Raw genomic sequence first — 25,732 nt, 5'->3', positions numbered from 1 at the left:
CGGCTCAGTCGAGGGCGAAGCGATGCAGGCCGCGCGCCTCCAGCCAGGGGTCGAGCGCAGGATCGGCCAGGAAATCCTGCAGCCGCGCCGCCGCGGGCCGCGCGTCGGCCGCGCCGGGCGCGAGGAACATCGACATGCGGATCGCGGGGACCACCGCCTCGGGGAACACGCCCGCCAGCTCCAGCCCGGGATAGGAGAGCACGGTGGTCAGCGGCGCGACGGCGAGCTCGGTCTCGCCGGCCGCCGTCGCGGCCGCGGGCTCTCCCCCGCCCATCGGCCGGAAGCGGGGATCGGAGGCGCCCTCCATCCCCAGCCGCGCCAGCGCCGCGAGGAAGGTCTTCCCGCTGGTCCCCGGCGCCGTGTAGCCGACCGAGGCCGCGCCCCGAAGCAGGTCCGCGAGCGCCGCGGCCTCCCGCGCGACTTCGCCGCCCGTCCCCGACCTCCGCGCCACCGCCAGCGGCGCCGCGCCCAGCGGCCGGTGGCTTTCGGGCGCGGCGAGCCCGTCGGCGAACAGCGGGGCCGCGTGCTCGGGGTTGGTGATCCCTAGGTCGTAGGCCTCGCCCCCGCGGATCCGCTCCGCCACCGCGGGATTGAGATCCAGCCGCAGCTCCACCGCCTCCCCGGTCTCGTTCCGGAACCGCGCCGCCACCTCGCCCAGCAGGATGCGGACGGCGACGGGACCGAAGAGGACGGCGGGCTGAACGGCGGTCATGGCGCGGGATTTCCGTTGCGGCAGGGGCGACCACAAGAGGTCCCGAACCCCGCCGCTGTCAACGAAGACCGAAGCTCCGGACGATGCCCCCCTCGGCGGCCCCGGCCCCGCATCGCCCCGCCCACAGACCTCGCGCCCCGGCGCGCGCCCTGCGGCCCTCGCAAAGCGCCTGTTCTCCGGAGCCGTCTCTCGCGGATGCCGTAAAGAGCGACTCGGCCCGCGGGGTCAAGGATCGCGTAGCGACCCTCCGAAGGAGGGCTTGTCCTTGACCCCGCGGGCCGAGTCGCTCAGGCATCCATCAGCGAGAGACGGCTCCGGAGGACAGGCGCGGGCCCTGTTCTTGGGTGAGTCAGGAGCCCGCCGGAGGCTCCGGCGCACGCCCCCCAGGCGCGCCCTCCGACAGGGGCCCAAGCCCGCCCGCAGGGCGCCCCCTCTCCGATCCCTTTCCGATCCCCTCGCCCCGAACGGAAACCGCCCCGCGCGAGCGCGGGGCGGTTCGATCTCAGGTCCCGAAGCGGGAGGAAGGCGATCAGGCGCCCGAAGCGGCCTTGGCGACCTCGGCGGCGAAGTCTTCTTCTTCCTTCTCGATGCCCTCGCCGACCTCGACGCGGGCGAAGCCCACGACCTTGATGTCGGCGCCGGCCTCGGCGACCGCCTTCTCGACGGTCAGGTCGGGGTTGATCACGAAGGACTGCTTCAGCAGGCAGACCTCCTGGAAGTACTTGTTCAGGCGGCCGACGATCATCTTCTCGATGACCGCGTCGGGCTTGCCGGACTCGCGGGCCTGCTCGGTCAGCACGGCCTTCTCGCGCTCGACCAGCGCGGGATCCAGGTCGGCCTCGGACAGCGAGGCCGGGTTGGTCGCGGCGACGTGCATCGCCACCTGCTTGCCGATCGCCTCCATCGCGGCCTTGTCCGAGCCGGTCAGCGCGACCAGCACGCCGATCTTGCCCATCGAGGGCGCGGCGGCGTTGTGGACGTAGGAGGCGACCACGTCGCCCTCCAGGCGCGCCATGCGGCGCACCGACATGTTCTCGCCGATGGTGGCGATCTTGTCGGTCACGGTCGCGGCGACGGTCTTGCCGCCCAGGTCGGCGTTCAGCAGGCCCTCGAGATCGGAGGCGCCCAGGGCGGCCTGCGCGATCTTGGAGACCATCTCCTGGAACTCGGCGTTGCGCGCCACGAAGTCGGTCTCGGCGTTCACCTCGACGGCGACGCCCACGCCCTCGCCGGCGGCGACGGCCACCAGGCCCTCGGCGGCGGTGCGGCCCGACTTCTTCGCGGCCTTGGCCAGGCCCTTGGTGCGCAGCCAGTCGACCGCGGCCTCCATGTTCCCGTCGTTCTCGACGAGGGCCTTCTTCGCGTCCATCATGCCCGCGCCCGTCGTGTCGCGGAGCTCCTTCACCATCGCAGCGGTGATCGCCATCGTCTCTCTCCTGGTCCGTCGTGCGCCGCCCGGAGGGGGCCGGAGGGGCCTCGCGCGAATCCCGCGCGGCGGCCCCGGGGGTTCCGGGGGCTTGGGTCCACGCCCGCGCCCCGCTCGTCAAGCGGCGCGGGCGTCATGGTTCCGTCATTCGCACGCCCCCGCCGTCGCGGGGGGGGCGCGTCCCGCCGCCGAAGGGGCGGGACGCGAGGGTCTGGACTGCGCGCCCGGGCCTCAGCCCTGGGCGGCTTCCTCGGCCGGGGCCTCGGCGGCGCCTTCCTCGGCGGCGAACTCCTCCTCGGGAAGGTCCTCCATCTCGCCGATGTCGAAGCCGCTCTCGCCCATGGCCGCGGCCATGCCGTCCAGCGCCGCACGCGAGGCCAGGTCGCAGTAGAGCGAGATGGCGCGCGAGGCGTCGTCGTTGCCCGGGATCGGGTAGGCGATGCCGGTCGGGTCCGAGTTGGTGTCGAGGATCGCGACCACCGGGATGCCCAGCTTGTTCGCCTCGGCGACGGCCAGGTCTTCCTTGTTGGTGTCGATCACGAAGATCAGGTCGGGAACGCCGCCCATCTCGCGGATGCCGCCCAGCGAGGCGTTGAGCTTGTTGCGCTCACGCTCCAGCGACAGACGCTCGCGCTTGGTGAAGCCCTCGGCGCCGGCCTCGAAGATCTCGTCCAGCTTGCGCAGGCGCTCGATCGAGTTCGAGACGGTCTTCCAGTTGGTCAGCGTGCCGCCGAGCCAACGGTGGTTCATGTAGTACTGCGCGCAGCGCTCGGCGGCCTCGGCCAGCGGCTGGGCCGCCTGGCGCTTGGTGCCCACGAACAGGACGCGGCCGCCCTTGGCGACGGTGTCGCGGATGGCCAGCAGAGCGGCGTCCAGCAGCGGGACGGTCTGCGTCAGGTCCATGATGTGGATGCCGTTGCGCTCGCCATAGATGTAGGCGCCCATCTTCGGGTTCCAGCGGTGGGTCTGGTGGCCGAAGTGAACGCCGCACTCGAGCAGCTGACGAAGGGAGAACTCAGGCAGGGCCATGGTTCGCACGTTCCTTTCCGGTTTGCGCCTCTGCGGGGGTGAGGACCGGAGGGTCCAACCGGAGGACCGGACGGGATGTCTCCCCGGCCGGCCCGAACCCCGCATGCGGATTTGGATGGCGGGCCTCTAGACGCTCCCGCCCCTCCCGTCAAGCCCGCCCGTCCCCGCGAGGTCTCCGCGACGTCTCCGGGGCGCCTGCGGCGCGTCCCGCCGGCGCTCGCCGGCCTCCGGCGCAGCCGGGCCGCGCGGTCGGCGGAGAGGAGGCGCCCTGCGGGCGGGCTCGGCCGCGTCGCGCGAAGGGCCGCCGCCGCACCCCTCCTCCGGCCGCCGCGCGAGCCGGGACGGGGACGCCGGGCGGGGCGGTCGCGGCCGCGCAGCGGACGCGCCGGGGCGCCCGCGTCCCGGGGGACGAAGGCGCAGGCGACGGGCCGCCCGCGCCTCAGGCCCCTGCGGCGTCGAGGAAAAATCCGCCGCGCGCCCCGCTCAGGGCCGCAGCACCACCGCGCCCGCCAGGGTCCGGCTTTCCAGCAGGCGGTGCGCCTCGGCGGCCTCGGCCAGCGGCAGCTCGCGCTCCACCCGGGTCTTCGCCACCCCCGCCTCGATCGCCGCGAAGAGGTCCGCGGCCATCGCCTCCGCCCGCCAGGGATCGGCCAGGTAGGCGAAGACCGACGGGCGCGCCAGCGAGTTCGAGCCCTTGAACAGACGCGACACCTCCAGCGGCGCCACCGGTCCCGAGCTCTGGCCGAAGTTCACCAGCCGCCCCAGCCGCGCCAGGCAGTCGAGCGAGCCCTCGAACGTGTCCTTGCCCACCGAGTCGTAGGCCACGTCCACGCCCCGCCCGCCGGTGATCTCGGCCACCCGCGCCACGAAATCCTCCTCGCGGTAGAGCACCACGTGATCGGCCCCGCAGGCGCGCGCCACCTCGGCCTTGGCGGGCGAGCCCACGGTCGCGATCACCTCCGCCCCCAGGGCCTTGGACCAGGCGACCAGGATCTGCCCCACGCCGCCCGCGCCGGCATGGACCAGCGCGGTCTGCCCCGCCTCCAGCGTCCATACGTCCTTCACCAGCATCCGCGCCGTCAGCCCCTTCAGCGTCAGCGAGGCCGCCTGCACGTCGCTCACCCCGTCGGGCAGCTTCAGCGCCAGGCCCGCGGGGATCACCGCCGCCTCGGCGTAGCCGCCGTAGCCGCGCGTCACCCAGGCGATGCGCTGGCCGACGGAGATGCCCTCGACCCCCTCGCCGACCGCCTCGACCACGCCCGCCGCCTCGATCCCCGGCACGCCGGGCAGCGGCAGGGTCGAGTAGAGGCCCGAGCGCACGTAGACGTCGTGGAAGTTCACGCCCGCCGCGGTGATCCGGGCGCGCAGCTCTCCCGGCCCGGGGCGGCCGGGATCGTGATCCTCCATCGCCAGGGCCTCGGGGCCGCCGGGGCGGCGCAGCACGATCGCGCGGGTCATCGGGAAACCTCCGGGCTGGGGAACGGGTCGCCCGCAGGAGTAGGTCCGACCGACCGGCCGGTCAACGCCGCCCGCCCTCGGAACCGGAAGCCATCCAGGCGGCCCGCCCCGCAGGCCCGAGGCCATCCAAGCCGACGGCCCCGCTGGCCGGACGCCGTCGAAACCGCCCGCTCCGGACCCGGGCGCCGTCGACGCGGCCCGCCACGGAGGCCGGACGCCGTCGACGCCGCCCAGCGTCCCCGCGGAGCCGCAAGTAGCGACCCGCCGCGGCATGACGCCCGCGCTCCGGTCCGCTGGGGCGGGACCGGAGCGCGGGCCGCGGGGCGGGGGGACGGCCCCCGCCCCGACCTCCGGCGCGCGCGCCGCATCCGGCGCCGCGCCCCGACCGCGGCCCGCCCCGCCGGGCGCGGAGGCGCCGTCCGGTCGTCGCGATCGCGTCTCTTCGGGACGGCGGAGGGCGCCGCCCCCCGCCTCTAGACCGCGTCTCAGGCCCCCCCTTTCAGGTCCCGTCTCGGGTCCGCCCCCTCAGCCCCTGCGCGCCTCCACCCGGCGGATGTCGACCTCGCCGAAGCCGCGCAGGTCGCGCACCTCGCCGGCGGACCACTGGAAGGCGTCGCCCAGGCCCGCGGCGAACTCGGCGGTGGCGGCCACCGTCATCGGCTCGGCCTGCGCCTGCAGCCGCGCGGCCAGGTTCACCGGCGGCCCGAACACGTCGTAGACGTACTTGTGCACCCCCACCACGCAGCCCACCACCGGCCCCGAGGCGATGCCGATCCGGCAGCGCCACTGGTGCGGATGCGAGGCGTTGCGCTTCTCCAGCCAGCGGATGAAGCGCAGCGCGCAGCGCGCCGCCGCCTGGGCGTGGTCGGGGTCCGCATGCGGCAGCCCCGCCACCGCCACGTAGGCGTCGCCGATGGTCTTGATCCGCTCGCAGCCGAACTGCTCCCCGATCCGGTCGAAGGTCGAGAAGATGTCGTTCAGCTCGCTCACCGTCACCTGCGGATCGCGCGCCACCGCCATCTCGGTGAAGCCCGCGAAATCCAGCATCAGCACCGAGACCGGCTCGTAGCGCTGGGGCGAGACCACGCCGAAGGTCTTGAACTCCTCGTAGATCGAGCGGGGCATCAGGTTCAGGAGCAGCTTCTCCACCCGCTCCTTCTCCCGCGCCAATTCCCGCGCGCGGCGGTCGGCCATCTCCGAGAAGCTGTCGATCATCGCGCGCATCTCGGCCACGCGGCTGACGTCGCGCAGCTCCAGCAGCGTCTCATCGCCGAAGGGCCGCGCGGTCAGCGCCCAGACCTTCTGCCGGCGGCCGGAGCGGGCCGAGAACTCCGCCTCCGCGCGTCCCCGCTCGGCATGGCGGGCGAGGAACGCGGGCGCGTCGAGCTCGGGCGCAGCCTCGGCCAGCGTCCGTCCCGTCGCGGCCTCGGGCAGGGCCGCCTCGAAGGCCGCGTTCAGGCGGGTCAGCCGCAGCTCCGGCCCCCGCGCCAGCGCCACGCCGGCCGACAAGGCGTCGAACGGATCGGCGGGCGATGCGGCGGCTGCCGCTCTCGCGGCCGCCGCCGCCGGATCGCCCGGCGCCGCGCGCGGGAAGGGCAGGGGCCCGGCCCCCGCCCCCCCGTCCCCATCCGTGGATCGGGCCATCACGCGGCCCTCCGGGTCACCACCACGGGGCGCTGCGCGTCCACCGCCGCCAGGATCTGGGCGCGGTCCTCGGCCTCGATCCCGTTGACGATCAGCGCGTCCTCCAGCAGCACGCGCATCTCGTCGAAATCGTCGTCGCCGATCCCCAGCCGCGCATGGGCCAGCGCCAGCCGCTCCAGCGAATAGTCGGCGGGCCCGCCGGTCAGATGCGCGAAGAGCTTCGTCTGGTGCTCGATCACCCGGTCGAGGTCGACGCTCTCGAAGAACCGCGCGAGGTCGTCGTGGTCCAGCATCCGGTCATAGAAGTCGAGCACGATGCGGCTGATCGCGGCGAAGCCGCCGCAGCGGTCGTAGAGGCTCCTTCGGGTCGAGGCGTTCATAGGATTGGCTCCGGGACAGGTGCGCCGCCGTCCGACGCAATCCCTCCATCTCCCGCGCACGTGGGACCGACCGTTTGAGCGACCGTTGGTTTTTCATTCGTGCGCGAACAATCCCGCCCGAACCGCCGCCGCCTCCGCCGCGATCGCCGCCCGCTCCCCCTCCGGCGCGCGGCGCGAAAGGTCCGCCAGCGCCCGCGCCAGATCCGGGCGCAGGCCCGCCGCGCGCGCGACCTCCGCCGCCCGGCGCAGCCGCTCCGCCGCCGGCCCGTCGGGCGCCCCGGCCGCCAGCGCGCGCAGGAGCCGGGTCTCGATCCAGGCGGGCAGGGGCGCGTCGAGCCGCGCCAGCGCCGCGCGCGTCGCCCCCGCCTCGCTCGCCATCGCGCCGGCGGCATCGGCCAGCGCCTCGGCCGCGCCCGCGATCACCGGCATGTCGGCGGCCCGCGCCGCGGGACCCGCCCGGCGCAGGGCCTCCAGCGCCCGGGCCGGGTCGTCGCGCGCCAGCCAGGCGTCGCCCAGCGTCAGCAGCAGCCAGGGCCCCGCGGGCAGCATCGCGGCGTCGAGGCTCTCCTCGGCCAGCGCCTCCGCCTCCGCCAGTGCCGCGTCCGAGGGGCCGGCCGCGACCTCTGCGTGCAGCGCGAACTGCACCGCCGCGTGCAGGTCCTGGCGCCGCCCGCCCGCGCGCGCCGCGGCCAGCGCCCGGTCGGCGTGGCGGCGCGCCGGCGCCAGCCGCCCGCACATCGCCTCGGCCATCGCCAGCGAGCCCAGGTGCCACACCTCCCGCGTGATCAGCAGCCCGAAGCGCTCGCCCGGCCAGCGCGCCGCGATCTCGGCCGAGGCGCGCTCCAGCCGCCCCAGAGCCGCGCGCGCGTCGCCCGCCATCAGGTGCGCGAGCCCCGCCGCCCCGTCCGCCTCCAGCGCGTGCCGCTCCATCCCGCGCGCGAGCGCGCCCGCCTTCAGCGCGTCGGCGGCCGCGATCGCCTCCTCGACCCGCCCGAAGGTGCCCAGCGTGTAGGCGAGCTTCAGGGCCGCGTCCCCCCAGCGCTCGGCGTCGCCCGCCTCCAGCGCCAGCGCCTGCGCCTCGGCCACGCCCGAGAGCGCGGCGTCATAGGCGCCCAGGCCCACGTAGGCGATCTGCATCCGGTTCAGCACGTCGATGCGCCGCGCCTCCCGCTCGGGCGAGGGGGGCAGGGCCGCCAGCGCCTGCGCCGCCCGGTCCAGCGCCGCCGCGGCGGCGGCGTAGGCGCCGCGGTCCGCGGCCCGGTCGGCGGCGCGCAGCGACAGGCGCGCCGCCGTCTCGGCCATGCCTGCGCGGAAGGCGTGCCCCGCCAGCCGCTCCACGCCCGCGTCCGCCCCCCCGCCCGAGGTCTCCCCCGCGTCGCGCAGGGCCTCGAAGGCCTCGGCATGCAGGGCCCGGCGCTCGTCGGCCATCAGCGATTCATAGGCCGCGTCCCGGATCAGCGCGTGGCGGAAGGCGCGCGTCGGCTCGGCGGCGCCGAAGCGCTCCAGCAGCAGCTCCGCCCCCTCCAGCGCCGCCAGCGCGCCGGCCAGCGCCTCGGCCGGCAGGCCGGCGAGCCGGGCGATCGTCGCCTCCGCCGCCTCCCGCCCCAGCACCGAGGCCACCTGCAGCACCCGCCGCTCCGGCCCCCGCAGCCGGTCGATGCGCGCGGCGATCAGGGGCTGCACGGCGTCGGGCGCCTCGATCTCCAGGATCGGGCGGGGGGCGCGCCAGGCGCCGGGCCGCCCCTCCAGCCGGCCCGCGTCGACCAGCGCGTGCACCGCCTCCTCCAGGAACAGGGGCAGGCCGTCGGTCCGCTCCACCAGCAGCCGGCGCAGGACGGCGGTCGAGGGGTCGGTCCCCACGATCGCCTCGACCATCGCCTGCGCCTCCTCCACCTCCAGCACGTCCAGCCGCAGCAGCCGCCCGGCCGAGCGCGACAGCCACTCGGGCCGATGCTCGGGCCGCGCGGTCGCCAGCATCAGCAGCGGGATCCGCGCCGCCGCGTCCGCCAGCCGGTCGAGCGCGGCGAGGCTCTCCGCATCCGCCCAGTGCAGATCCTCGAGCAGCAGGGTCACAGGCGCGCGGGCGGCGCGCAGGGCGATGAAATCGCGCAGCGCGTCGCCCAGCCGGCGCAGCCGCTCCCGCGGGCCGGCGGCCTCCCACTCCGCATCCGCCGCCGGCAGGTCCAGCGCGAAGCGGAGCGCGGGGGCGAGACGCGCGGCGTCCAGCTCCGCCAGCGCCGCCTCCAGCGCCTGCGCCGCGACCCCCGGCGTCTCCGCCCCCGCCAGCCCCAGCAGCGCCTGCATCAGCTTGCGCACCAGGCTCAGCGGCGCGCCGCGGTCGTAGTCCATCGCCCCGCACTCGGTCGCGACCACGCCCGAGGCGTCCAGGAACTCCCGCGCCAGGCGGGACTTGCCCGCGCCCGGATCGGCGAGGATCAGCACCGCCCGCCCGCGCCCCCGCCGCGCGTCCTCCAGGTGCTGGGCGAGCTGGGCGAGCTCCGGCGCCCGCCCCACGAACTCCGTGGCCCGCCGCCCTGCGCGCAGCCGCCAGCGGGAGGGGTTGGGCTCCACCGCCACCAGCGCCGTCACCCGCCGCTCCGCCAGCGCGGGGGCCGCGCCCGCGATCTCCTCGCGCCGGGCGCAGGGCCCGACCGCGTCCGCGGCCCGCGCCGTCAGCCCCACCACGCCCTCCGGCAGGATCGGCGCCAGCTTCCGGGCCCGGCGCAGGGGCGGGCCGGCGACCGTGCCGTCGGCGCCCACGATCGCCTCGCCCGCGTCCACCAGCACCCGCACCGCCGCCTCGCCCGCGCCGCGCACCGCCTCGCGCAGGGCGAGCGCGGCGAAGCAGGCCTGCAGCGCGTGGGTCTCCGAGGGCGCGGCCGCGCCGAAGGCCGCCGTCAGGCCCGCGTCGCCCGCCGCCAGCACCTCGCCGCCATGCGCCTCGACCGCCGCGCGCGCCGCCGCGACGAGCGCCGAGGCCGCGTCCAGCGCAGTCTCCACCGGCAGGTCGTCGTCGTCCTCGTCCCAGGGCGCGAGGATCTCGGCCTCCAGCACCGACAGCCGCCGCCGCCGGGGCGCCGCCGGCGCCTCCGCAGGGCCTTCCGCCGGCAGGACCCCCGCGGCCGGCCAGCGGGCGGGCAAGGTCTCCCGCCAGCCCGGCGGCGCCTCCCGCAGGCCCTCGACCGCCGGCGCCTCCGCCAGCCGCTCGAGCGCCGACGCCTCCGCCAGCCGCTCGAGAAGCGCTGGGGTTTCCCCGGGCGGACTGGGCCCCGCCGTCGCCTCCGCCGTTCGCTCCAGCGCAACGGGCGCGCCCGCAGGCGTTTCCATCGCCGACGCAGGCGTCGGCTCGGGCGCCGCCGCCGGCCCTCCGCCCAGGTCGATCGCCCCGGCGCGGGCCTGGCCGCGCGCCGCCTGCAGGCGGGCGGCGACCGCCTCGTCCTCGGGCGCGAGCGTCGCCAGCGCCTCCAGGTGGGGCAGGGCGCGCAGCGGATCGTCCGCCAGCCGCCCCGCCAGCGCCGTCAGCAGGCGCAGGCGGCGCGTCTCCAGCTCGAAGATCCGGGCGGTGCGCCAGGCCTCGTAGTCGGGGCAGCGGTCCAGCGCCACGTCCTCCAGAAACCCGCCCGCCGCGCGCGCCGCCATCGCCTCCAGCGCCTCCAGCGGCGCGGCGTCCAGGTCGGCCGACTCCAGCTCCGCCGCGTCCACGCGCACCCCCTCGACGTCCAGGCGCACCGTCTCGCGGTCGGCGATCAGGCGGCGGCGGTCGGGGGCGTCGACCAGCGGGCGGATCTTGGCGAGGCTCCAGCGCAGCGCCGCGCGCGGGTCGTCGGGGATGTCGAAGAACACCTCGCACAGCCGCTCCCGCCGCACCGGCCGGGGCGCCAGCGCCAGCCACGCGATCAGCGCCCGGGTCTTGCGCGAGGGCGGCAGCGCCTGCGCCTCGCCGTCGCGCAGGACGGCGAAGGGACCCAGCATGCGGATCTCCAGCGCAGACGTCATCCTTCCCCTCCGCGGTCGCGCCCCGAGGGGCGCCGCCGCGGAAAGGATACACGTTTTTCGGTCCACGACATGAAGCGAGGCGCCGCAATGCGGGACGAACCGCCTCCGCCCGCCGACGGGCCCCCCGCCGCGGTTTCAACCTCCGCCCGCCTGCCGCCCGCCGGCCCCTGACCGGCTTTCTCCGGGCCGACCTCGTCCGACGCCTCCCGCCCCTGCGCCGTCCCGACGCCACGGCGACCGACCCGGAGGCCGCCCCTCCGCGCTTAGCCTCCGCCGAGACCCGCCCCCCTGGCCCGCTCGGCGGCGCCCGCCGTCAGCCCGCGTCCACCCGGATCGCGACGGGCGTGCGGTTGGTCAGCGCGTCGAACACGGCCGAGCGCGCGCGGCTGCGCTCCACGATCCCCGCCAGCGTCTCGGGCGACGCGTCGCCGCGCACCCGGAAGGTCACCCGGATCCCCTCGAAGCCGTTGCGCACCTCGTCCGAGACGCCGAAGCCCCCGCGCAGGTCCATGTCGCCTTCCACCGCGACGGAGATCTCGTCGAGCCGCACCCCCCGCGCCGCGGCGATGTTGGCGATGCCCGCGGTCAGGCAGCCCGCGAGCCCGTGCAGCACCCACTCCATCGGGGTCGGCCCCGCGCCCTCGCCGCACAGGGCCGCGGGATGGTCGCTCTCGGGGCGGAAGGCCTGCGGGTGCATGCGCGCGCCGCCGGCGGCCGCGAAGCCCTCGATGCGCCCCAGCATGTGGGCGCCCCCCATCCAGTCGCCGCCGGCGCGCCAGGTGACCCGGGCGAGCTCCGGCTGCGCCCCGATCCGCGCCGCGACGTCGAGCAGTTCCGGCGTCTTCACCCCGTTCATCGCCTCCGGTTCGCGGCGGGCCGTCGTCTCCACGCTCGGCAGGCTCATCGTCGTCTCCTTCGCCGCGGGGACGCCCCTCGCCCCCGTCTGACGCCCCCGTCCTCGCCCCCTCCCGTTTGAGCGACCGTGGGAGCGACCGCAGGATCGTCCGCCCACCCTGGCCCCCGTCCGCCCCTTCCCCCATCCTCCCCGACGCCCGCCCCACGCCCATGGCGCTGCGCCTGCCTCAGGGCCCCGAGCGCCTGTTCTCCGGAGCCGTCCGTCGCTGATGCCTTCAAGAGCGACTCGGGGGGCGGGGTCAGGGATCGCGAAGCGACCCCGCGCAAGCGGGGCTTGTCCTTGACCCCTCCCCCCGAGTCGCTCAGGCATCTTCAACGACGGACGGATCCGGAGAACAGGCGCGGCCTCTGTTCTCTGGTGAGCTCCCGAAGCGACCTTCCGGGCGCGCAAGCGCCCCCCGCGCAGCGGCCAGCCGACGAGCCCCGCCTCGGAGGCCCTCACTCTCCCCCGGCCCGCGCCGCCCGCATTCCACAGCGAAAGTCGGTAATGTCGCGCCCCCTTCCGGTTGCGGCCCCCCGCCCGAGGGTCTTTATTCGTCCCGAGGCGCCCGCGCGCCCCGCATCCCGGGACAGGCCCATGACCCAGGCGATCGCCGACCCCTCCGCCCCCCCGTCCGCCGCCGCCGCGTCCCCCCGCGGCCGGGTCTCGGCCGTGCGGGGCCTGGTCGTCGACGTGGCGGTCGAGGGTCCCCTGCCGCCGGTGCACGAGGGGCTGACCCTCGAGGCCCCCTCCGGCCCGGTGGTCGGAGAAGTCCACGCCCACCTCTCCCCCGCCTCCCTGCGCGCCATCGCGCTGGGGGCGACCCAGGGCCTCGCCCGCGGGGCGCCGGTGCGCTTCCATGGCGGGCCCCTGACGGTGCCCGTCGGCCAGGCCACGCTCGGGCGCCTGCTGAACGTGCTGGGCGAGACCGGCGACGACGGCCCGCCGCTGCCCATCGACACGCCCCGCGCCTCGATCCACCGCCCCGCCCCGCCGCTGGCGCATGACGCGGGCGCCGGCCAGGTCTTCTCCACCGGCATCAAGGTCCTCGACCTCCTCGCCCCCATCGCCCAGGGCGGCAAGGCCGCGATGTTCGGCGGCGCGGGCGTCGGCAAGACCGTGCTGGTGATGGAGCTGATCCACGCCATGGTCGCCGGCTACGACGGCATCTCGGTCTTCGCGGGCGTGGGCGAGCGCTCCCGCGAGGGCCACGAGATGCTTAGTGAAATGAAGGCCTCGGGCGTCCTCCCCTCCACCGTCCTCCTCTACGGCCAGATGAACGAGCCGCCGGGCGCCCGCTGGCGCGCGCCGCTGGCCGCCCTCACCATCGCCGAGCGCTTCCGCGACCACGACCACCGCAACGTCCTGCTGCTGATGGACAACGTCTTCCGCTTCGTGCAGGCGGGCGCCGAGGTCTCGGGCCTGCTCGGCCGGATGCCGTCGCGCGTCGGCTACCAGCCCACCCTCGACACCGAGGTCGCGGCATTGCAGGAGCGCATCGCGTCGGCCGGCGCCGCGGCCGTCACGGCGATCGAGGCCGTATACGTCCCCGCCGACGACTTCACCGACCCCGCCGTGACCGCCATCGCCGCCCATGTGGACTCGATGGTCGTCCTCTCCCGCCAGCTGGCGGCCGAGGGCATCTACCCCGCTATCGACCCGATCCAGACCACCTCGGTCCTGCTCGACCCGCTCTTCGTGGGCGAGGAGCACGCCCGCACCGCCGCCCGCGTGCGCGAGCTGATCGAGCGCTTCAACGAACTGCGCGACGTCATCGCCCTGCTGGGCGTCGAGGAGCTGGGCGCCGAGGAGCGTCGCCTCGTCGCCCGCGCCCGCCGCCTGCAACGGTTCCTCACGCAACCTTTCTTCGTGGCCGCCGACTACACCGGCATGGAGGGCCGCTCGGTCCCCGTCGCCGACACCATCGCCGGCTGCCGCGCCATCCTCGATGGCCACTGCGACGACTGGCAGGAGAGCAGCCTCTACATGATCGGCGACCTCGCCGAGGCCGAGGCGAAGGAGACCGCCGCCCGCGCCGCCGCCGAACCGCCCGCGCCGGAGGCCGCGTCATGACCTCCTGCGCGGCCCCTCCGCCGGGCAGGGCGCCCGCCGCCCCGTCGCCAGGCCGCGCCCCCTCGGCGGAGGCCGCCTCGTGAAAACCCTGCACCTCACCGTCGCCACGCCGCTCGAGGTCGCCGTCGACGCCCCCGACGTCGCCTCGGTCCGGGCCGAGGACGCCTCGGGCGGCTTCGGCATCCAGCCCGGCCACGCCGACTACCTCACCGCCATGGAAGCCTGCGTCCTGCGCTGGCGCCCCGCCGCCGGCCCCTGGCGCTACGCCGCCCTGCGCGGCGGGGTGCTGAGCGTCGAGGCCGGGTCCCGCGTCCGCGTCGCCTGCCGCGAGGCGATCCTGGGCGACGACCTCGCCACGCTCGAGGCTCAGGTCGCCGCCGCCCGCGCCGACGCCGCCGAGGCCTCCCGCGCCGCCCGCGCCCAGCACGTCCGCCGCCATGCCCAGGCGGTGCGCGAGATCATGCGCCGCATGGGGCAGGGCGGCTACGACGAGCGGGCGCTGGCGCAGGTGTTCGAATGACCGCCCCCGACGCCCCTCCGCCCGGCTCCGGAACCCCGCCCCCCGCCGCCGCGCCCTCCCGCGCCCCCGCGACCACGCCCCCCGGCGCCGCCGTCCCGCGCCCGACCGCGCCCGACCCCTGCGACCCCGTCGCCGACGCCGCCCAGCGCGCCGGCCGGCGCGAGGCGGCGGGCCGCGAGGACCCCGAGCCCTCGCTCGGCCGCCGCTTCGGCCAGATCGGCGTGCTCGGCTGGATGATCGCCGGTCCGGCGGTGGGGGGCGCGGCGCTGGGCGCCTGGCTCGACGGGCTGATGGGTTCGGGCATCACGCTGGCCGCGGCGCTGACCATGCTCGGCGCCGGCCTCGGCCTGTGGTTCGCGCTCAACTGGATGCACCAGCAATGACCCGCCCCGCACGCCGCCTCGCCCCCGCCCGCCGCCCTGCGATCCGGGCCAGCTTCGCAGCTCGCCCGGCCGCCGCCCCGGCGCGCGCGTGTCCCGCCGCTCTGGCGCCCGCAGGGCCCGCCTTCGCTCCTGCGCCCGCTTCCACCGCCACGCCCGCTCCGCACCGGAGGCGCCGATGACCGGCTTCTCCGTCACGCCCTGGGACATCCCCGCCGCCGCCCTCGCGCTGATCGCCTGCTGGTGGGCGGGTGAGGCGCATGTGCGGTCCCTGAAGCGGGTGACGGAGCTGTTCCTCGAAGGCAGCCTCTCCGCCGTCGGCCTGCAGCTCCTGCGCTTCGCCGCCGTCGCCGCGCTGCTGGGCCTATGCGCCTGGGCCGGGCCCCTGCCGCTGGTCGCGGGCTGTCTCGGCCTGATCCTCGGCCGACGCCGCGCGCTCAGAAAGGCCCGCGGGATGGAAAGCCCGTGATGGAAAGCCCGCTCCTCTCGCCCCCGATCTTCCACCTCGGCCCGCTCGCCGTCACCGCCCAGGTCGCGACCACCTGGGGACTGATGGCGGCGCTGGGCGTCCTCAGCTGGCTCGCCACCCGCCGCCTCTCCACCCACGCCCCCTCCCGCCTCCAGGCGGCGCTGGAGTTCCTGGTCGCGACCCTCGACGCCCAGATCCGCGACACGGTCGGCCGCGACCCCGCCCGCTACCGCGCCCTGATCGGGATGCTGCTGGTCTTCATCTTGGCCGCCAACTGGTCCTCGCTGATCCCGGGCGTCGAGCCGCCCACCGCCCACCTCGAGACCACCGCCGCCCTCGCCGCCCTCGTCTTCGTCGCCACGACCTTTCACGGCGTCCGCGCCCAGGGCCCGCTCGGCTACCTCAAGAGCTTCACGGAGCCCGCCTGGATCCTCGCCCCCCTCAACCTGATCGAGCAGCTGACCCGCGCCTTCTCCCTGATGGTCCGCCTCTTCGGCAACGTGATGAGCGGGGTGTTCGTGATCGGCATCCTGCTCTCGCTCGCCGGGCTGCTCGTCCCCATCCCCCTGATGGCGCTCGATCTTCTGACCGGCGCCGTGCAGGCCTACATCTTCGCCACCCTCGCCTGCGTCTTCATCGCCTCGGCCGTGAACGGCGAGGGGGGCCCGAAAGGAGACCGCCCATGACCCCCGAAATCATCTCCATCCTCGGCGCGGCGCTGGCCGTGTCCTTCGGCGCCATCGGCCCCGCGCTGGGCGAGGGCCGCGCGGTCGCCGCCGCCATGGACGCCATCGCCCGCCAGCCCGAGGCGGCCGGCACCATCTCGCGCACCCTCTTCGTGGGCCTCGCGATGATCGAGACCATGGCGATCTACTGCCTGGTCATCGCGCTGCTGCTGCTGTTTGCCAACCCGTTCGTCGGCTGAGCGCCATGGACTTCGACTGGACCAGCTTCGCCTTCCAGGTCGTCAACGTCCTGATCCTGCTGGCGATCCTGCGCCATTTCCTGTTCCGTCCCGTCGCCGCGATCATCGCGAAACGCCAGGCCGAGGCCGCCTCGGTCCTCAAGGACGCCGAAGCCGAGCAGGCCGCCGCGAAAGCCGCCGCCGACGCCGCGAAGGCCGAGGCCGAGACCACCCGCGCCGCCCGCGCCGCCGCCCTCGACGCCGCCCACGCCGACGCCGAGAAGGCCCGCGCCGACCTCCTCGCCCAGGCCCAGGCCGAGGCCGAGCGCATCCGCGAGGCCGCCCGCGCCGAGACCGCCCGCCACGCCGCCGAGACCGAGGCCGCCCGCGCCGCCGAGACCGCGCGCCTGGCGCTGGCCGCCGCCCGCCGCGCCCTCGAAGCCCAGCCCGCCGACCGGGCGCTGGCCGGCTACCCCCAGCGCCTCGCCGATGCCCTGGCCGAGATGCCCCCGACCGAGCGCGACGCGCTGCTGAACGCCGGGAACCTCCGCCTCGCCGCCCCCCGCCCCCTGACCGAGGCGGAACTCGCCGAGACCCGAGGCGCCCTCGCCCCGCACCTCCCGCACCCCGAGACGCTGCCCATCGACATCGACCCCGACCTGCTCGCCGGCCTCGACCTGCGCGCCGACACGGGCGTCCTGCGCAACTCCCTCTCCCACGACCTCACCCGCCTCTCCCGCGCCCTGACCGCGCCCGGCGCCGGGGAGGGCCCCCATGTCTGACGCCGCCCCGAACCCGGACTGGACCGCCCGCCTCGACGCCACCCCCCTGGGCCCCGAGGCGGAAGAACTCGGCCGCATCCTCTCGCTGGCCGACGGCCTCGCGGTCGTCTCCGGCCTCCCCGGCGCCGGCATGGGCGAGATCCTGCTGTTCCCCGGCGAGGTCCGCGCCCTCGTCCTGACGCTGGAGGAAGACGCCCTGCGCGCCGCCTTCCTCGACCCCTCCGACGCGCTGCAGGCCGGCGACCCCGTGCGCCGCTCCGGCGAGATCCTGCGCGTCCCCGTGGGCGAGGCGCTTCTGGGCCGCATCGTCGACCCCCTCGGCCGACCCCTCGACGACCTCGGCCCCGTCCCCGCCACGCAGTCGCTGGAGGCCGAGCGCCCCGCCCCCGCGATCATCGAGCGCGACTTCGTCTCCCGCCCGCTGGAGACCGGCGTCCTCGTCGTCGACGCCCTCTTCGCCGTCGGCCGCGGCCAGCGCGAACTGATCGTCGGGGAGCGCGCCACCGGCAAGACCTCGCTCGCCGTCGACGCCATCCTCAACCAGTCCGACGTGATCTCGGTCTACGTGGCGATCGGGGAGCGCACCTCGGCGGTCGAGCGCGTGATCGACGCCCTGCGCGAGGGCGGCGCCCTCGCGCGCAGCATCGTCGTCGTGGCGCCGGCCACCGCCCCCCCCGCGCTGCGCTGGCTCGCCCCCTTCGCCGCCACCGCCATGGCCGAGCACTTTCGCGACGCCGGCGGCGACGCGCTGATCGTCTACGACGACCTGACCAAGCACGCCGCCGTCCACCGCGAGCTCGCCCTGCTGGCCCGCCAGCCGCCGGGGCGCGAGGCGTTCCCCGGCGACATCTTCTACCTCCACGCCCGCCTGCTGGAGCGCTCGGCCCGCCTGTCGCCGGCGAAGGGCGGCGGTTCCCTGACGGCGCTGCCCATCGCCGAGATCGAGGCCGGCGACCTCGCCGGCTACATCCCCACCAACCTGATCTCGATCGCCGACGGGCAGATCGTGCTGTCGGCGCCCCTCTTCGCCGCCAACCAGCGCCCGGCGGTGGACATCGGCCTCTCGGTCAGCCGGGTGGGCGGCAAGGCGCAGCGCAAGGCCCTGAAGTCGGTCTCCGGCCGGGTCCGCCTCGACTACGCGCAATACCTGGAGCTGCGCATGTTCGCCCGCTTCGGCGGCTTCGCCGACGCCGGCATGAAGGCCCGCATCGCGCGGGGCGAGCGCATCGGCGCCGTCCTCTCCCAGGCCCGCTTCTCCCCCCTCTCGCAGCTGACCCAGACCGCGCTGCTGGCGGCGCTGGCCGAGGGCCTGCTCGACCCCGTCCCCCTCGTCGCCATCCCGGCCCTGAAGCCACGCCTCGCCCGCGCCCTCGCCGCCGCCCCCGACGTGACCGAGGACTGGCTCGACGACCTCGACGACGCCCGCCGCGAAACCCTCCTCGCGCTCGCCCGCGACTGCATCGCCGACCTGCCGGCGGAGCCCGCATGACCCGCGCCGCCGACCTCAAGGCGCGTCTCGCCAACGTCGCCCAGATCGAGACCATCGTCTCCGCCCTGCGCGCCGTAGCCCTCGGCCAGCGCCGCGAGGCCGAGCGGCGGCTGGAGGCAGTCCGCGCCCATGAGGCCGCCGTCGCCGGCGCCATGGCCCGGGCCCTCGCCCTCGCCCCGCCGCCCACGGCGCAGCAGGCCGGGCAGGGCGCCTCGCTGCTGATCGTGATGGGCGCCGGCCAGGGCTTCGCCGGCGCTTACGGCGAGCGTCTCGCCCACGCCGCCCTCGCCCAGTCCCCCACGGAGATCTTCGTCCTCGGCCGCCGCACCGCCGAGGCGCTGGAAGAGGCCGACGCCCCCCTGCGCTTCCGCGCCGAGGCCCCGGCCCACGCCGGCGACGCCCCGGCCCTCGCCTCCCGCCTCGCCGACGCTTTGATCGAGCGGCTGGCCCGCGGCGACGTCTCCCGCGTGACCCTCCTCTTCGCCGAACCCGACGCCGAGGCCCTCACGCTGCGCCCCCTGATCCCCTTCGACTACGCCCGCTTCCCCCCGCACGCGGGCCCCGCGCCGTTGCTGACGCTCCCCCCCGAGACCCTCCTCCAGACCCTCGTCGAGGAATACCTCTTCGCCGAGCTCGCCGAGGCCGCCCTCCTCGCCTTCGCCGCCGAATCCGAGGCCCGCGCCGACGCCATGTCCCGCGCCCAGACCAACGTCCGCCGCATCGCCCAGGACCTCGAGCGCGACGCCGCTCACGCGAGGCAGGCCGCCCTGACCGCGGAAATCGTGGAGCTGTCGCTGCACGCGGAGGGGTGAGGCCCGCCTACAGCTCGAACGTCTCCCCCATCCCCGGCGTCTCCACCCGGCGCCCCTCCGGCCCGTTGCGGCGCAGGCGGCCGGCGAAATGCGCCCGCGCCTCGTCCTCGCCATGCACCAGGAAGGTGCGCGTCCTCGGCCCCGCTGCCCGCGCGTGCCAGTCCTCCAGCTCCGAGGCGCCGGCATGGGCGGAGAAGCCGTTGATCGTGTGGATCGTCGCGCGCACCGGGACGTCTTCGCCGAACAGGCGCAGGGTCCTGGCGCCGTCGATCACCCGCCGCGCCGGAGTGCCGTGCGCGGCGAAGCCCACGAAGATCACCGAGCAGTCCGCGTGGGGCAGGTTGTAGCGCAGGTGGTGGCGCACCCGCCCGCCGGTGCACATGCCCGAGCCCGCCATCAGGATCGCGCCGCCCCGCACCCGGTTGAGCTGCATCGACTCCGCCGCCTCGTGCACGAAATGCAGGTTCGGCGGCGCGAACGGGTCGGCGTGCCTGGCGATCATCCCCCGGATCTCCTCGCGGAAGAAGCCGGGGTGGCGCGCGAAGATCCGCGTGGCCGAGATCGCCATGGGGCTGTCGAGGAAGATCTCCATCTCCCGCGGGATCCGGCCCGAGCCCATGCCGTCGAGCAGGTGGTAGAGCAGCTCCTGCGCCCGCTCCAGCGCGAAGGTCGGGATCACGATGTTGCCGCCCCGCGCGGCCGCCTGGCCCACCGCCTCCTCGAACTCGGCCACCGAGTCCGCGCGCGAGCGGTGGTCGCGGTCGCCATAGGTCGTCTCCATCACCACCACGTCGACGTCCGCGGGCGGGCAGGCCGGCCCGATCAGCGGGCTGTCCGGCCGCCCGATGTCGCCCGAGAACAGGACCGAGCGCCGCTCGCCCCCCTCCTCGATCTCCAGCAGGATCGAGGCCGAGCCCAGGATGTGCCCCGCGTCGAAGAAGGTGACCCGCACGCCGGGAAACAGCACGAAGCCGTGCCCATACTGGGCGGTGCGCCCGAAGCGGTCGATCGCGTCCATCACGTCGAGCGAGTCGTAGAGCGGCGGCCGCGCCTTGCCCTTGCCCCGAGGGTGGCGCGCGCGCCGCGCGGCCTCCTCCTCCTGCAGGTGGGCGCTGTCGAGCATCACCAGCCGCGCCAGGTCCCGCGTCGGCGGGGTCGAGACGATCTCCCCCGCGAAACCCCGCGCCACCAGCAGCGGGATGCGCCCGCAGTGGTCGAGATGCGCGTGGGTCAGCAGCAGCGCGTCGACCCGCGCCGGATCGAAGCCGAAGTCGTCGGCGTTGTCCTCGTCGAGCTCGCGCGAGCCCTGGAACAGCCCGCAGTCGATCAGGATCCGCCGGCCCGCCGCCTCGACCAGGTGGCACGAGCCGGTGACTTCGCCCGCGGCGCCGTGAAAGGAGATGCGCATCGGACCCTCCCAGGTCTGGGCCTCGGGGCGCGCGCCGCCCGGGCCTGTCGCCGCCCGCGCCGGGCGGCCCGTTTCAGTCCAGCAGCGGCTTGCGCCGCGCGGCGTACCAGCCGGCGATATGGTCGCGGATCTCGCCCGCGGTCTCGGCGTAGACGAACAGCTCGAGGTCCTCGGGCGCGATCACGCCCTCGTCCACGAGAAAGTCGAAGTCGACCGCGCGCGACCAGAACGCCCGCCCCACCAGCACCACGGGCAGGGGATCGGCCTTGCGGGTCTGCAGCAGGGTCAGCGTCTCGAACAGCTCGTCGAAGGTGCCGAAGCCGCCGGGGAAGGCCACCAGCGCGCGGGCCCGCTGCATGAAGTGCATCTTGCGAAGCGCGAAGTAGCGGAAGCGCAGCGCCAGCCCGTCGGAGAGATAGGGGTTCGGGAACTGCTCATGCGGCAGGTCGATGTTGAGCCCGACCGAGACGGCGCCCGCCTCGCAGCCGCCCCGGTTCGCGGCCTCCATCAGCCCCGGCCCGCCGCCGGTGACGATGGCGATGCGCTCGCCATGGGGGCGGTAGGGCGCGTCGGCCAGCAGCGCCGAGAACTCCCGCGCCACCCGGTACCATTTCGACGAATCCGCCATCCGCTCCGCCCGCCGCAGCAAGCGGGCGGCCTCCGCGTCCGCGGGCGCCTCGGCCGCGGCGGCGCGGGCCGCCGCCAGCGCCCGCTCGGCCGCCGCCGGCTCGGGGATGCGGGAGCTTCCGAAGACCACGATGGCGTGACCGATGCCATGCGCGCGCAGCGCCGCCTCGGCCTTGTAGTACTCCAGCTCCAGCCGCACCCCGCGCGCGACGTCCGATTGCAGGAACCCCAGGTCCTCGTCCGCCAGCCGATAGGCGGGCGAGGCCATCAGCGCCGCCACCCGCGAGGGCGCCTCCGGGTCGTCGCAGGCCGGCTTGGGGCAGGAGCCGGGGACGCGCGGCGGGATCTCCGCCGCCGCCCCGCCCGCCCGCTGGCCTGCCCCGGTCGCCTCGTCCGTCATCTCGCGCCCTCCCTGCCGCCGCGCATCACCCAGTATATGGCCGGGATGACCAGCAGCGTCAGGGCCGTCGAGCTCGCCAGCCCGAACAGGAGCGAGATCCCCAGACCCTGGAAGATCGGGTCCACCAGGATGAAGGCCGCCCCCGACATGGCGGTGATCGCGGTCAGGAAGATCGGCAGGAAACGCACCGCGCCCGCGGCCAGCAGGGCGTCGTGCAGGGGCATGCCGTGCGCCCGCTCCCGCCGGATGAAGTCCACCAGCAGGATCGAGTTGCGCACGATGATGCCGGCGAGCGAGATGAACCCGATCATCGAGGTCGCCGTGAACGGCGCCCCCAAGGCCCAGTGCCCCAAGGCGATGCCGATCAAGGTCAGCGGGATCGGCGCCATGATCGCCAGCGGCAGGGTGAAGCTGCGGAACTGGCCCACGATCAGCAGGTAGATCCCCAGCAGCGCCGCGCCGAAGGCCGCGCCCATGTCGCGGAAGGTGACGTAGGTCACCTCCCACTCGCCGTCCCACAGCAGGATCGGCTCGCGCTCGTCCTCCGGCTGGCCGTAGAGGCTGATGACGGGCTTCGGCAGATCCCCCCAGTCTTCCGCGTCGATGGCGTCGCGCACGGCGATCATGCCGTAGATCGGCGCCTCGAAGCGCCCGGCCAGCTCCGCCGTCACCATCTCGATCGCATGGCCGTTCTTGCGGAACACGGGCCAGGAGCCGGGGACGACCTCGGCCGTCACCACCTCGCCCAGCTCCACGTTGCCCTCGCCGACCCCGGCGGGGCCGCGGGCGGGGACGGGCACGGCCAGCAGCGCCTCGGTCACCTGCCGCTGGCTCTCGTCCAGCCGCACGGTGATGGGGATCGGCCGCACGCCGCCCCCGCGCTGCGAGTAGCCCACCGTCGTGCCCCGGAACAGCAGCGCCAGCGTGTCATGCACCGCCGACTGCTCGACGCCGTGGTAGTCTAGGTTCGCCTGGTCGATCTCGAGCCTGAGGCGGCTCGGCGGCGTGCCGAAGCTGTCGTCCACGTCCACGATGAAGTCGATGCCGCGGAAGATCCCCTCCAGCTTCGCCGCCACCGCGCGGCGCGTCTCCGCGTCCGGCCCGTAGACCTCCGCCAGCAGCGTCGCCAGCACCGGCGGGCCGGGAGGCGCCTCGACCACCCGCACCGCGGTCCCCTCGGGCAGGGCGACGTCTCCCAACCGCTCGCGCAGGTCCAGCGCGATCTCGTGGCTCTGCCGCTCCCGCGCCTCCACGGGGAGGAGGTTCAGCTGCAGGTCCCCCATCTCCGGGTTGGACCGGACGTAGTAGTGCCGCACCAGCCCGTTGAAGTTGAACGGTGCCGCCGTGCCGCCATAGGCCTGGATCGAGGCGACCTCCGGCAGCTCCCCGGCGGTGCGGGCCAGCGCGAACAGCGCCCGCTCGGTATCCTCCAGCGTCGATCCTTCGGGCAGGTCGACGACCACCTGCAGCTCCGACTTGTCGTCGAAGGGCAGCAGCTTCACCGTCACGTCCTGCGTCGCGAACAGCGAGGCCGAGGCCACCGTCGCCGCGAAGACGATCAACAGGAACCCCAGCGCCCGCCCGCGCGAGGCGAGGATCGGCGAGGCCACGGCCCGGTAGATCCGCGCCATCCGCCCCGGCTTCTCGGGGTCATGGCCGCCCCGCTGAGGCGCCACCCGCTGCAGCCGCAGCATGATCCACGGCGCGAAGATCACCGCCACGAAGAAGCTCAGGATCATCGCGGCCGAGGCGTTGACCGGGATCGGGCTCATGTACGGCCCCATCATGCCTGAGACGAACAGCATCGGCAGCAGCGCCGTCACGATGGTCAGCGTGGCGATGATGGTGGGGTTGCCCACCTCGGCCACGCCGCGCAGCGCGACCCGGGTGCGGTCGCCTTCGGGGTCCAGGCGCCAGTGGCGGGCGATGTTCTCGACCACCACGATGGCGTCGTCCACCAGGATGCCGATCGAGAAGATCAGCGCGAACAGCGACACCCGGTTGATCGTGTAGCCCATCAGGTAGCTGGCCGCGAAGGTCAGCAGGATGGTCGCCGGGATGATCACCAGCGTCACCACCCCCTCGCGCCAGCCGATGAACACCACGATCATCGCGAAGATCGAGAGGCTCGCGCCGGTCAGATGGCTGAACAGCTCGTCCGACTTGTGCTTCGCCGTCTCCCCGTAGTTCCGGGTGATCTCCACATCCAGCGCGTCGGGAACCAGCTCCCCCCGCGCCACCTCCAACCTTGCGAGAATCCCCGCGGCCACGTCGACCGCATTCGCCCCCTCGCGCTTCGCCAGCGCGACGGAGACGGCGGGCCGGGGCAGGGCGTCCGGCCCCATCGTCCACGCCCGCTTGTCCGCATCCGCGGGCGCCGAGATCACCCGCGCCACGTCCTTCACGTAGACCGGCCGCCCGTCGCGCGTGGTCACCACCAGCAGCCCCACGTCCGGCACGCCCACCAGAGACTTGCCGGCGAGGATGTCCAGGCTCTCGCCCTCCTGCCGCACCTTGCCCAGCAGGGCCGAGCGGTTGGCGCTCGCGACCTTCCCCACCAGCTGCTCCAGCGTCACGCCGTAAAGCGCCAGCGCCGCCGGGTCCGGCTCGATCCGGATCTCGGAGCGGCTGTCCCCGACGAGGTAGGTCCGCCCCACCTCCGGCGTCTTCGCGAGCTCCGCCAGCAGCTGGCTCGCGACCTCGCCCAGCGAGGCGCGATCCCACCGCGCCGCCGCCTCCGCGGGCAGGTCCGCCCGGGGCGAGAGCGTCAGCACCAGGATCGCCACGTCGTTGATGCCCCGGCCGACGATCAGCGGCTCGGGGATGCCCACGGGCAGCTTGTCGTAGTTGGCGCGGATCTCGGTATGCACCCGCAGCACCGCGTCGTCCTCGGGCACGCCCACGTCGAAGCGCGCCGTCGCCATCACCCGGTCGTCGAGCGTCTGGGAATAGACGTGCTCCACCCCCGGCAGGCGCTGCAGCAGCAGCTCCAGGGGTTTCGCGACCAATTCCACCGCATCGTCCGCGGCCAGCCCGTTCGCCTCGACGAAGACGTCGACCATGGGCACCGAGATCTGCGGCTCCTCCTCCCGCGGCAGCAGCATCAGCGCCACCGACCCCAGCGCCAGCGCCGCGATCAGCAGCAGCGGCGCGAGGGGGGAGTTGATGAAGGCGCGGGAGATGCCGCCCGCGATGCCCAGTCCCGGTTCCTGGCCGGGTTCGCGATCCTCCGAGGCGCTCATTTCGCCCCCTCCCACGCGACCAGCCGGTCGCCGGGCTTCAGGCCGGCCAGCACCTCGACGCCGCCGTCGACGGCGCCGCCGGGCTGCACCACGACCTCGACCGCGCCCGAGCCGGTCTCGAGCCGCGCGAAGGCCACCCCGTGGCGAAGCCGCAGGTAGTCGGTCGGGACCACGATCGCCTCGCGCACCCCGGTCGCGACCTCCAGCCGGACGCGCTCGCCCACGAAGAAGTCGCCGAGGTCGGGGGCCGAGATGTCGACGACCACCTGGCCCGCCTCCAGCTCCGGATAGACCTTTGCAATCACCCCCTCGCCCGCCTCCCCGCCCGACAGCGGCCCGCGGGCGGCGATGCGCACCGTGTCGCCCTCGCCCAGGAAGCGCGCGTGGCGCTCCGGCAGGCGGGCGCGCAGGACGAAGCGCTCGGCGGCGATCTCGGCGATGGTCTCGCCGGGGTTGACGGTCATGCCCTGCACCACGGGGACCGACAGCACCCGGCCGCCCTCGGGCGCCAGCACCGCGCCCTCGTCGCGCCGCTGCACCAGCGCCGCGCGCTCCGCCTCGCGGGCGGCGCGGGTCTCCTCCACCACGTTCATCGCGGTCTGGGCCTGGTCGAGCGTCGCGGCCGGCACGGCGCCGCGGTCGCGCAGCTCGCGCGCCCGGTCGAGGTCGATCCTCGCCTGCGCCTGCTGCGCCTCCAGCGCCCGGATGCCGGCGTCCAGCGCCGCGATCTGCAGGGCCAGCTTGTCGTCCTGCACCCGCGCGATCACCTGGCCCGCGGTCACCGCGTCGCCCTCGGTCACCGTCAGCTCCACCAGCTCTCCGGTCAGGCGGGCGCGGGCGACGGCGCGCTTCACGCTCTCCACCTGGCCGAAGACCGGGCGGCGGTCCGAGATCTCGCGCGCGCTCACCTCCAGCCCCTGCGCCGCGGCGGGCAGGGCGCCCGCGGCCAGCGCCGCCGCGGCCCAGATCGCGGGCGCGAGCCGCAGCCCCGTCGTCCTCAAGCGAATCCGCATGATCCTTCTCCCCTCCGTCCCGGACCGGCGCATCCTGCGCCGCCCGGGCGCGCCCGGCCTTGACATCGCTCAA

Annotated in this window: 21 protein-coding genes; 9 read left to right on the top strand and 12 right to left on the bottom strand. The window is 75.4% G+C overall.

Going from position 1 to position 25,732, the window contains the following annotated elements:
• Positions 1-4: 4 nt before the first annotated feature.
• The 8 genes from P2H44_RS23175 to P2H44_RS23140 all read right to left on the bottom strand — a co-directional run bounded on the left by P2H44_RS23175 (position 5) and on the right by P2H44_RS23140 (position 11,549).
• Positions 5-712 carry a substrate-binding domain-containing protein gene (locus P2H44_RS23175; protein WP_275767495.1) on the bottom strand — a complete coding sequence of 236 codons (708 nt, stop codon included), beginning with the start codon at positions 710-712 and terminating at the stop codon, positions 5-7.
• 529 nt (positions 713-1,241) lie between these two features.
• Positions 1,242-2,138 (bottom strand): translation elongation factor Ts, encoded by an 897-nt coding sequence (gene tsf, locus P2H44_RS23170; protein WP_275767494.1) that lies wholly within the window; start codon positions 2,136-2,138, stop codon positions 1,242-1,244.
• A 231-nt stretch (positions 2,139-2,369) separates the two neighbouring features.
• Entirely contained in the window at positions 2,370-3,167 is a 798-nt protein-coding gene (gene rpsB, locus P2H44_RS23165) for a 30S ribosomal protein S2 (protein ID WP_275767492.1), read from the bottom strand.
• A 483-nt stretch (positions 3,168-3,650) separates the two neighbouring features.
• Entirely contained in the window at positions 3,651-4,625 is a 975-nt protein-coding gene (locus tag P2H44_RS23160) for a quinone oxidoreductase family protein (protein WP_275767490.1), read from the bottom strand.
• A 525-nt stretch (positions 4,626-5,150) separates the two neighbouring features.
• Positions 5,151-6,269 (bottom strand): adenylate/guanylate cyclase domain-containing protein, encoded by a 1,119-nt coding sequence (locus tag P2H44_RS23155; protein WP_275767488.1) that lies wholly within the window; start codon positions 6,267-6,269, stop codon positions 5,151-5,153.
• Positions 6,269-6,649 carry a group I truncated hemoglobin gene (locus P2H44_RS23150; protein WP_275767486.1) on the bottom strand — a complete coding sequence of 127 codons (381 nt, stop codon included), beginning with the start codon at positions 6,647-6,649 and terminating at the stop codon, positions 6,269-6,271. The genes P2H44_RS23155 and P2H44_RS23150 overlap by 1 nt, the downstream gene beginning before the upstream one ends.
• Positions 6,650-6,742: 93 nt before the next feature.
• Positions 6,743-10,645, bottom strand: a complete 3,903-nt coding sequence (locus P2H44_RS23145) for an AAA family ATPase (protein ID WP_275767484.1) — start codon at positions 10,643-10,645, stop codon at positions 6,743-6,745.
• 313 nt (positions 10,646-10,958) lie between these two features.
• Entirely contained in the window at positions 10,959-11,549 is a 591-nt protein-coding gene (locus P2H44_RS23140) for an OsmC family protein (RefSeq protein ID WP_275767482.1), read from the bottom strand.
• A 588-nt stretch (positions 11,550-12,137) separates the two neighbouring features.
• Between P2H44_RS23140 and atpD the strand changes: the two genes are divergently transcribed.
• The 9 genes from atpD to P2H44_RS23095 all read left to right on the top strand — a co-directional run bounded on the left by atpD (position 12,138) and on the right by P2H44_RS23095 (position 18,969).
• Complete coding sequence (atpD, locus tag P2H44_RS23135; protein ID WP_275767481.1) at positions 12,138-13,613, top strand: F0F1 ATP synthase subunit beta; 1,476 nt, start codon at positions 12,138-12,140, stop codon at positions 13,611-13,613.
• A gap of 79 nt (positions 13,614-13,692) precedes the next feature.
• Positions 13,693-14,133 (top strand): F0F1 ATP synthase subunit epsilon, encoded by a 441-nt coding sequence (locus tag P2H44_RS23130; protein WP_275767480.1) that lies wholly within the window; start codon positions 13,693-13,695, stop codon positions 14,131-14,133.
• Entirely contained in the window at positions 14,130-14,516 is a 387-nt protein-coding gene (locus P2H44_RS23125; protein ID WP_275767478.1) for an AtpZ/AtpI family protein, read from the top strand. The genes P2H44_RS23130 and P2H44_RS23125 overlap by 4 nt, the downstream gene beginning before the upstream one ends.
• A 175-nt stretch (positions 14,517-14,691) precedes the next feature.
• A complete protein-coding gene (locus P2H44_RS23120) occupies positions 14,692-14,982 on the top strand; it encodes a hypothetical protein (RefSeq protein WP_275767476.1) in 291 nt (96 codons plus the stop codon).
• Positions 14,982-15,668, top strand: coding sequence for a F0F1 ATP synthase subunit A (locus tag P2H44_RS23115; RefSeq protein WP_462976317.1), 687 nt, complete (start codon positions 14,982-14,984; stop codon positions 15,666-15,668). Before P2H44_RS23120 ends, P2H44_RS23115 begins: the two co-directional genes overlap by 1 nt.
• Complete coding sequence (locus P2H44_RS23110) at positions 15,665-15,907, top strand: F0F1 ATP synthase subunit C (RefSeq protein ID WP_275767473.1); 243 nt, start codon at positions 15,665-15,667, stop codon at positions 15,905-15,907. Before P2H44_RS23115 ends, P2H44_RS23110 begins: the two co-directional genes overlap by 4 nt.
• Before the next feature lie 5 nt (positions 15,908-15,912).
• The gene (locus P2H44_RS23105) at positions 15,913-16,668 is read left to right on the top strand and encodes a F0F1 ATP synthase subunit B family protein (RefSeq protein WP_275767471.1); all 756 of its coding nucleotides are present in this window, start codon (positions 15,913-15,915) and stop codon (positions 16,666-16,668) included.
• Entirely contained in the window at positions 16,661-18,157 is a 1,497-nt protein-coding gene (locus tag P2H44_RS23100) for a F0F1 ATP synthase subunit alpha (protein ID WP_275767469.1), read from the top strand. The genes P2H44_RS23105 and P2H44_RS23100 overlap by 8 nt, the downstream gene beginning before the upstream one ends.
• Positions 18,154-18,969, top strand: a complete 816-nt coding sequence (locus P2H44_RS23095) for a F0F1 ATP synthase subunit gamma (protein ID WP_275767467.1) — start codon at positions 18,154-18,156, stop codon at positions 18,967-18,969. Before P2H44_RS23100 ends, P2H44_RS23095 begins: the two co-directional genes overlap by 4 nt.
• 7 nt (positions 18,970-18,976) lie before the next feature.
• Here P2H44_RS23095 and P2H44_RS23090 read toward each other — a convergent pair whose 3' ends face one another.
• The 4 genes from P2H44_RS23090 to P2H44_RS23075 form a co-directional block, all read right to left on the bottom strand.
• Positions 18,977-20,377, bottom strand: coding sequence for an MBL fold metallo-hydrolase (locus P2H44_RS23090; RefSeq protein ID WP_275767466.1), 1,401 nt, complete (start codon positions 20,375-20,377; stop codon positions 18,977-18,979).
• A 73-nt stretch (positions 20,378-20,450) separates the two neighbouring features.
• Positions 20,451-21,404 (bottom strand): LOG family protein, encoded by a 954-nt coding sequence (locus P2H44_RS23085; protein WP_275767464.1) that lies wholly within the window; start codon positions 21,402-21,404, stop codon positions 20,451-20,453.
• A complete protein-coding gene (locus P2H44_RS23080) occupies positions 21,401-24,646 on the bottom strand; it encodes an efflux RND transporter permease subunit (protein WP_275767462.1) in 3,246 nt (1,081 codons plus the stop codon). Before P2H44_RS23080 ends, P2H44_RS23085 begins: the two co-directional genes overlap by 4 nt.
• On the bottom strand, positions 24,643-25,659 hold the full coding sequence (locus tag P2H44_RS23075) for an efflux RND transporter periplasmic adaptor subunit (RefSeq protein ID WP_275767460.1): 1,017 nt from the start codon (positions 25,657-25,659) through the stop codon (positions 24,643-24,645). Before P2H44_RS23075 ends, P2H44_RS23080 begins: the two co-directional genes overlap by 4 nt.
• Positions 25,660-25,732 lie beyond the last annotated feature (73 nt).

The sequence above is a fragment of the Albimonas marina genome, assembly GCF_029223255.1.
GTDB lineage: Bacteria > Pseudomonadota > Alphaproteobacteria > Rhodobacterales > Rhodobacteraceae > Albimonas.
The sequence above is the reverse complement of the archived record's forward strand: the minus strand, read 5'-3'. Positions and strand labels throughout refer to the sequence as shown.

Coding starts and splice junctions, on each gene's coding strand:
- P2H44_RS23175 (WP_275767495.1), bottom strand. CDS start 712: ATGACCGCCGTTCAGCCCGCCGTCCTCTTCGGTCCCGTCGCCGTCCGC.
- tsf (WP_275767494.1), bottom strand. CDS start 2,138: ATGGCGATCACCGCTGCGATGGTGAAGGAGCTCCGCGACACGACGGGC.
- rpsB (WP_275767492.1), bottom strand. CDS start 3,167: ATGGCCCTGCCTGAGTTCTCCCTTCGTCAGCTGCTCGAGTGCGGCGTT.
- P2H44_RS23160 (WP_275767490.1), bottom strand. CDS start 4,625: ATGACCCGCGCGATCGTGCTGCGCCGCCCCGGCGGCCCCGAGGCCCTG.
- P2H44_RS23155 (WP_275767488.1), bottom strand. CDS start 6,269: ATGGCCCGATCCACGGATGGGGACGGGGGGGCGGGGGCCGGGCCCCTG.
- P2H44_RS23150 (WP_275767486.1), bottom strand. CDS start 6,649: ATGAACGCCTCGACCCGAAGGAGCCTCTACGACCGCTGCGGCGGCTTC.
- P2H44_RS23145 (WP_275767484.1), bottom strand. CDS start 10,645: ATGACGTCTGCGCTGGAGATCCGCATGCTGGGTCCCTTCGCCGTCCTG.
- P2H44_RS23140 (WP_275767482.1), bottom strand. CDS start 11,549: ATGAGCCTGCCGAGCGTGGAGACGACGGCCCGCCGCGAACCGGAGGCG.
- atpD (WP_275767481.1), top strand. CDS start 12,138: ATGACCCAGGCGATCGCCGACCCCTCCGCCCCCCCGTCCGCCGCCGCC.
- P2H44_RS23125 (WP_275767478.1), top strand. CDS start 14,130: ATGACCGCCCCCGACGCCCCTCCGCCCGGCTCCGGAACCCCGCCCCCC.
- P2H44_RS23120 (WP_275767476.1), top strand. CDS start 14,692: ATGACCGGCTTCTCCGTCACGCCCTGGGACATCCCCGCCGCCGCCCTC.
- P2H44_RS23115 (WP_462976317.1), top strand. CDS start 14,982: ATGGAAAGCCCGCTCCTCTCGCCCCCGATCTTCCACCTCGGCCCGCTC.
- P2H44_RS23110 (WP_275767473.1), top strand. CDS start 15,665: ATGACCCCCGAAATCATCTCCATCCTCGGCGCGGCGCTGGCCGTGTCC.
- P2H44_RS23105 (WP_275767471.1), top strand. CDS start 15,913: ATGGACTTCGACTGGACCAGCTTCGCCTTCCAGGTCGTCAACGTCCTG.
- P2H44_RS23100 (WP_275767469.1), top strand. CDS start 16,661: ATGTCTGACGCCGCCCCGAACCCGGACTGGACCGCCCGCCTCGACGCC.
- P2H44_RS23095 (WP_275767467.1), top strand. CDS start 18,154: ATGACCCGCGCCGCCGACCTCAAGGCGCGTCTCGCCAACGTCGCCCAG.
- P2H44_RS23090 (WP_275767466.1), bottom strand. CDS start 20,377: ATGCGCATCTCCTTTCACGGCGCCGCGGGCGAAGTCACCGGCTCGTGC.
- P2H44_RS23085 (WP_275767464.1), bottom strand. CDS start 21,404: ATGACGGACGAGGCGACCGGGGCAGGCCAGCGGGCGGGCGGGGCGGCG.
- P2H44_RS23080 (WP_275767462.1), bottom strand. CDS start 24,646: ATGAGCGCCTCGGAGGATCGCGAACCCGGCCAGGAACCGGGACTGGGC.
- P2H44_RS23075 (WP_275767460.1), bottom strand. CDS start 25,659: ATGCGGATTCGCTTGAGGACGACGGGGCTGCGGCTCGCGCCCGCGATC.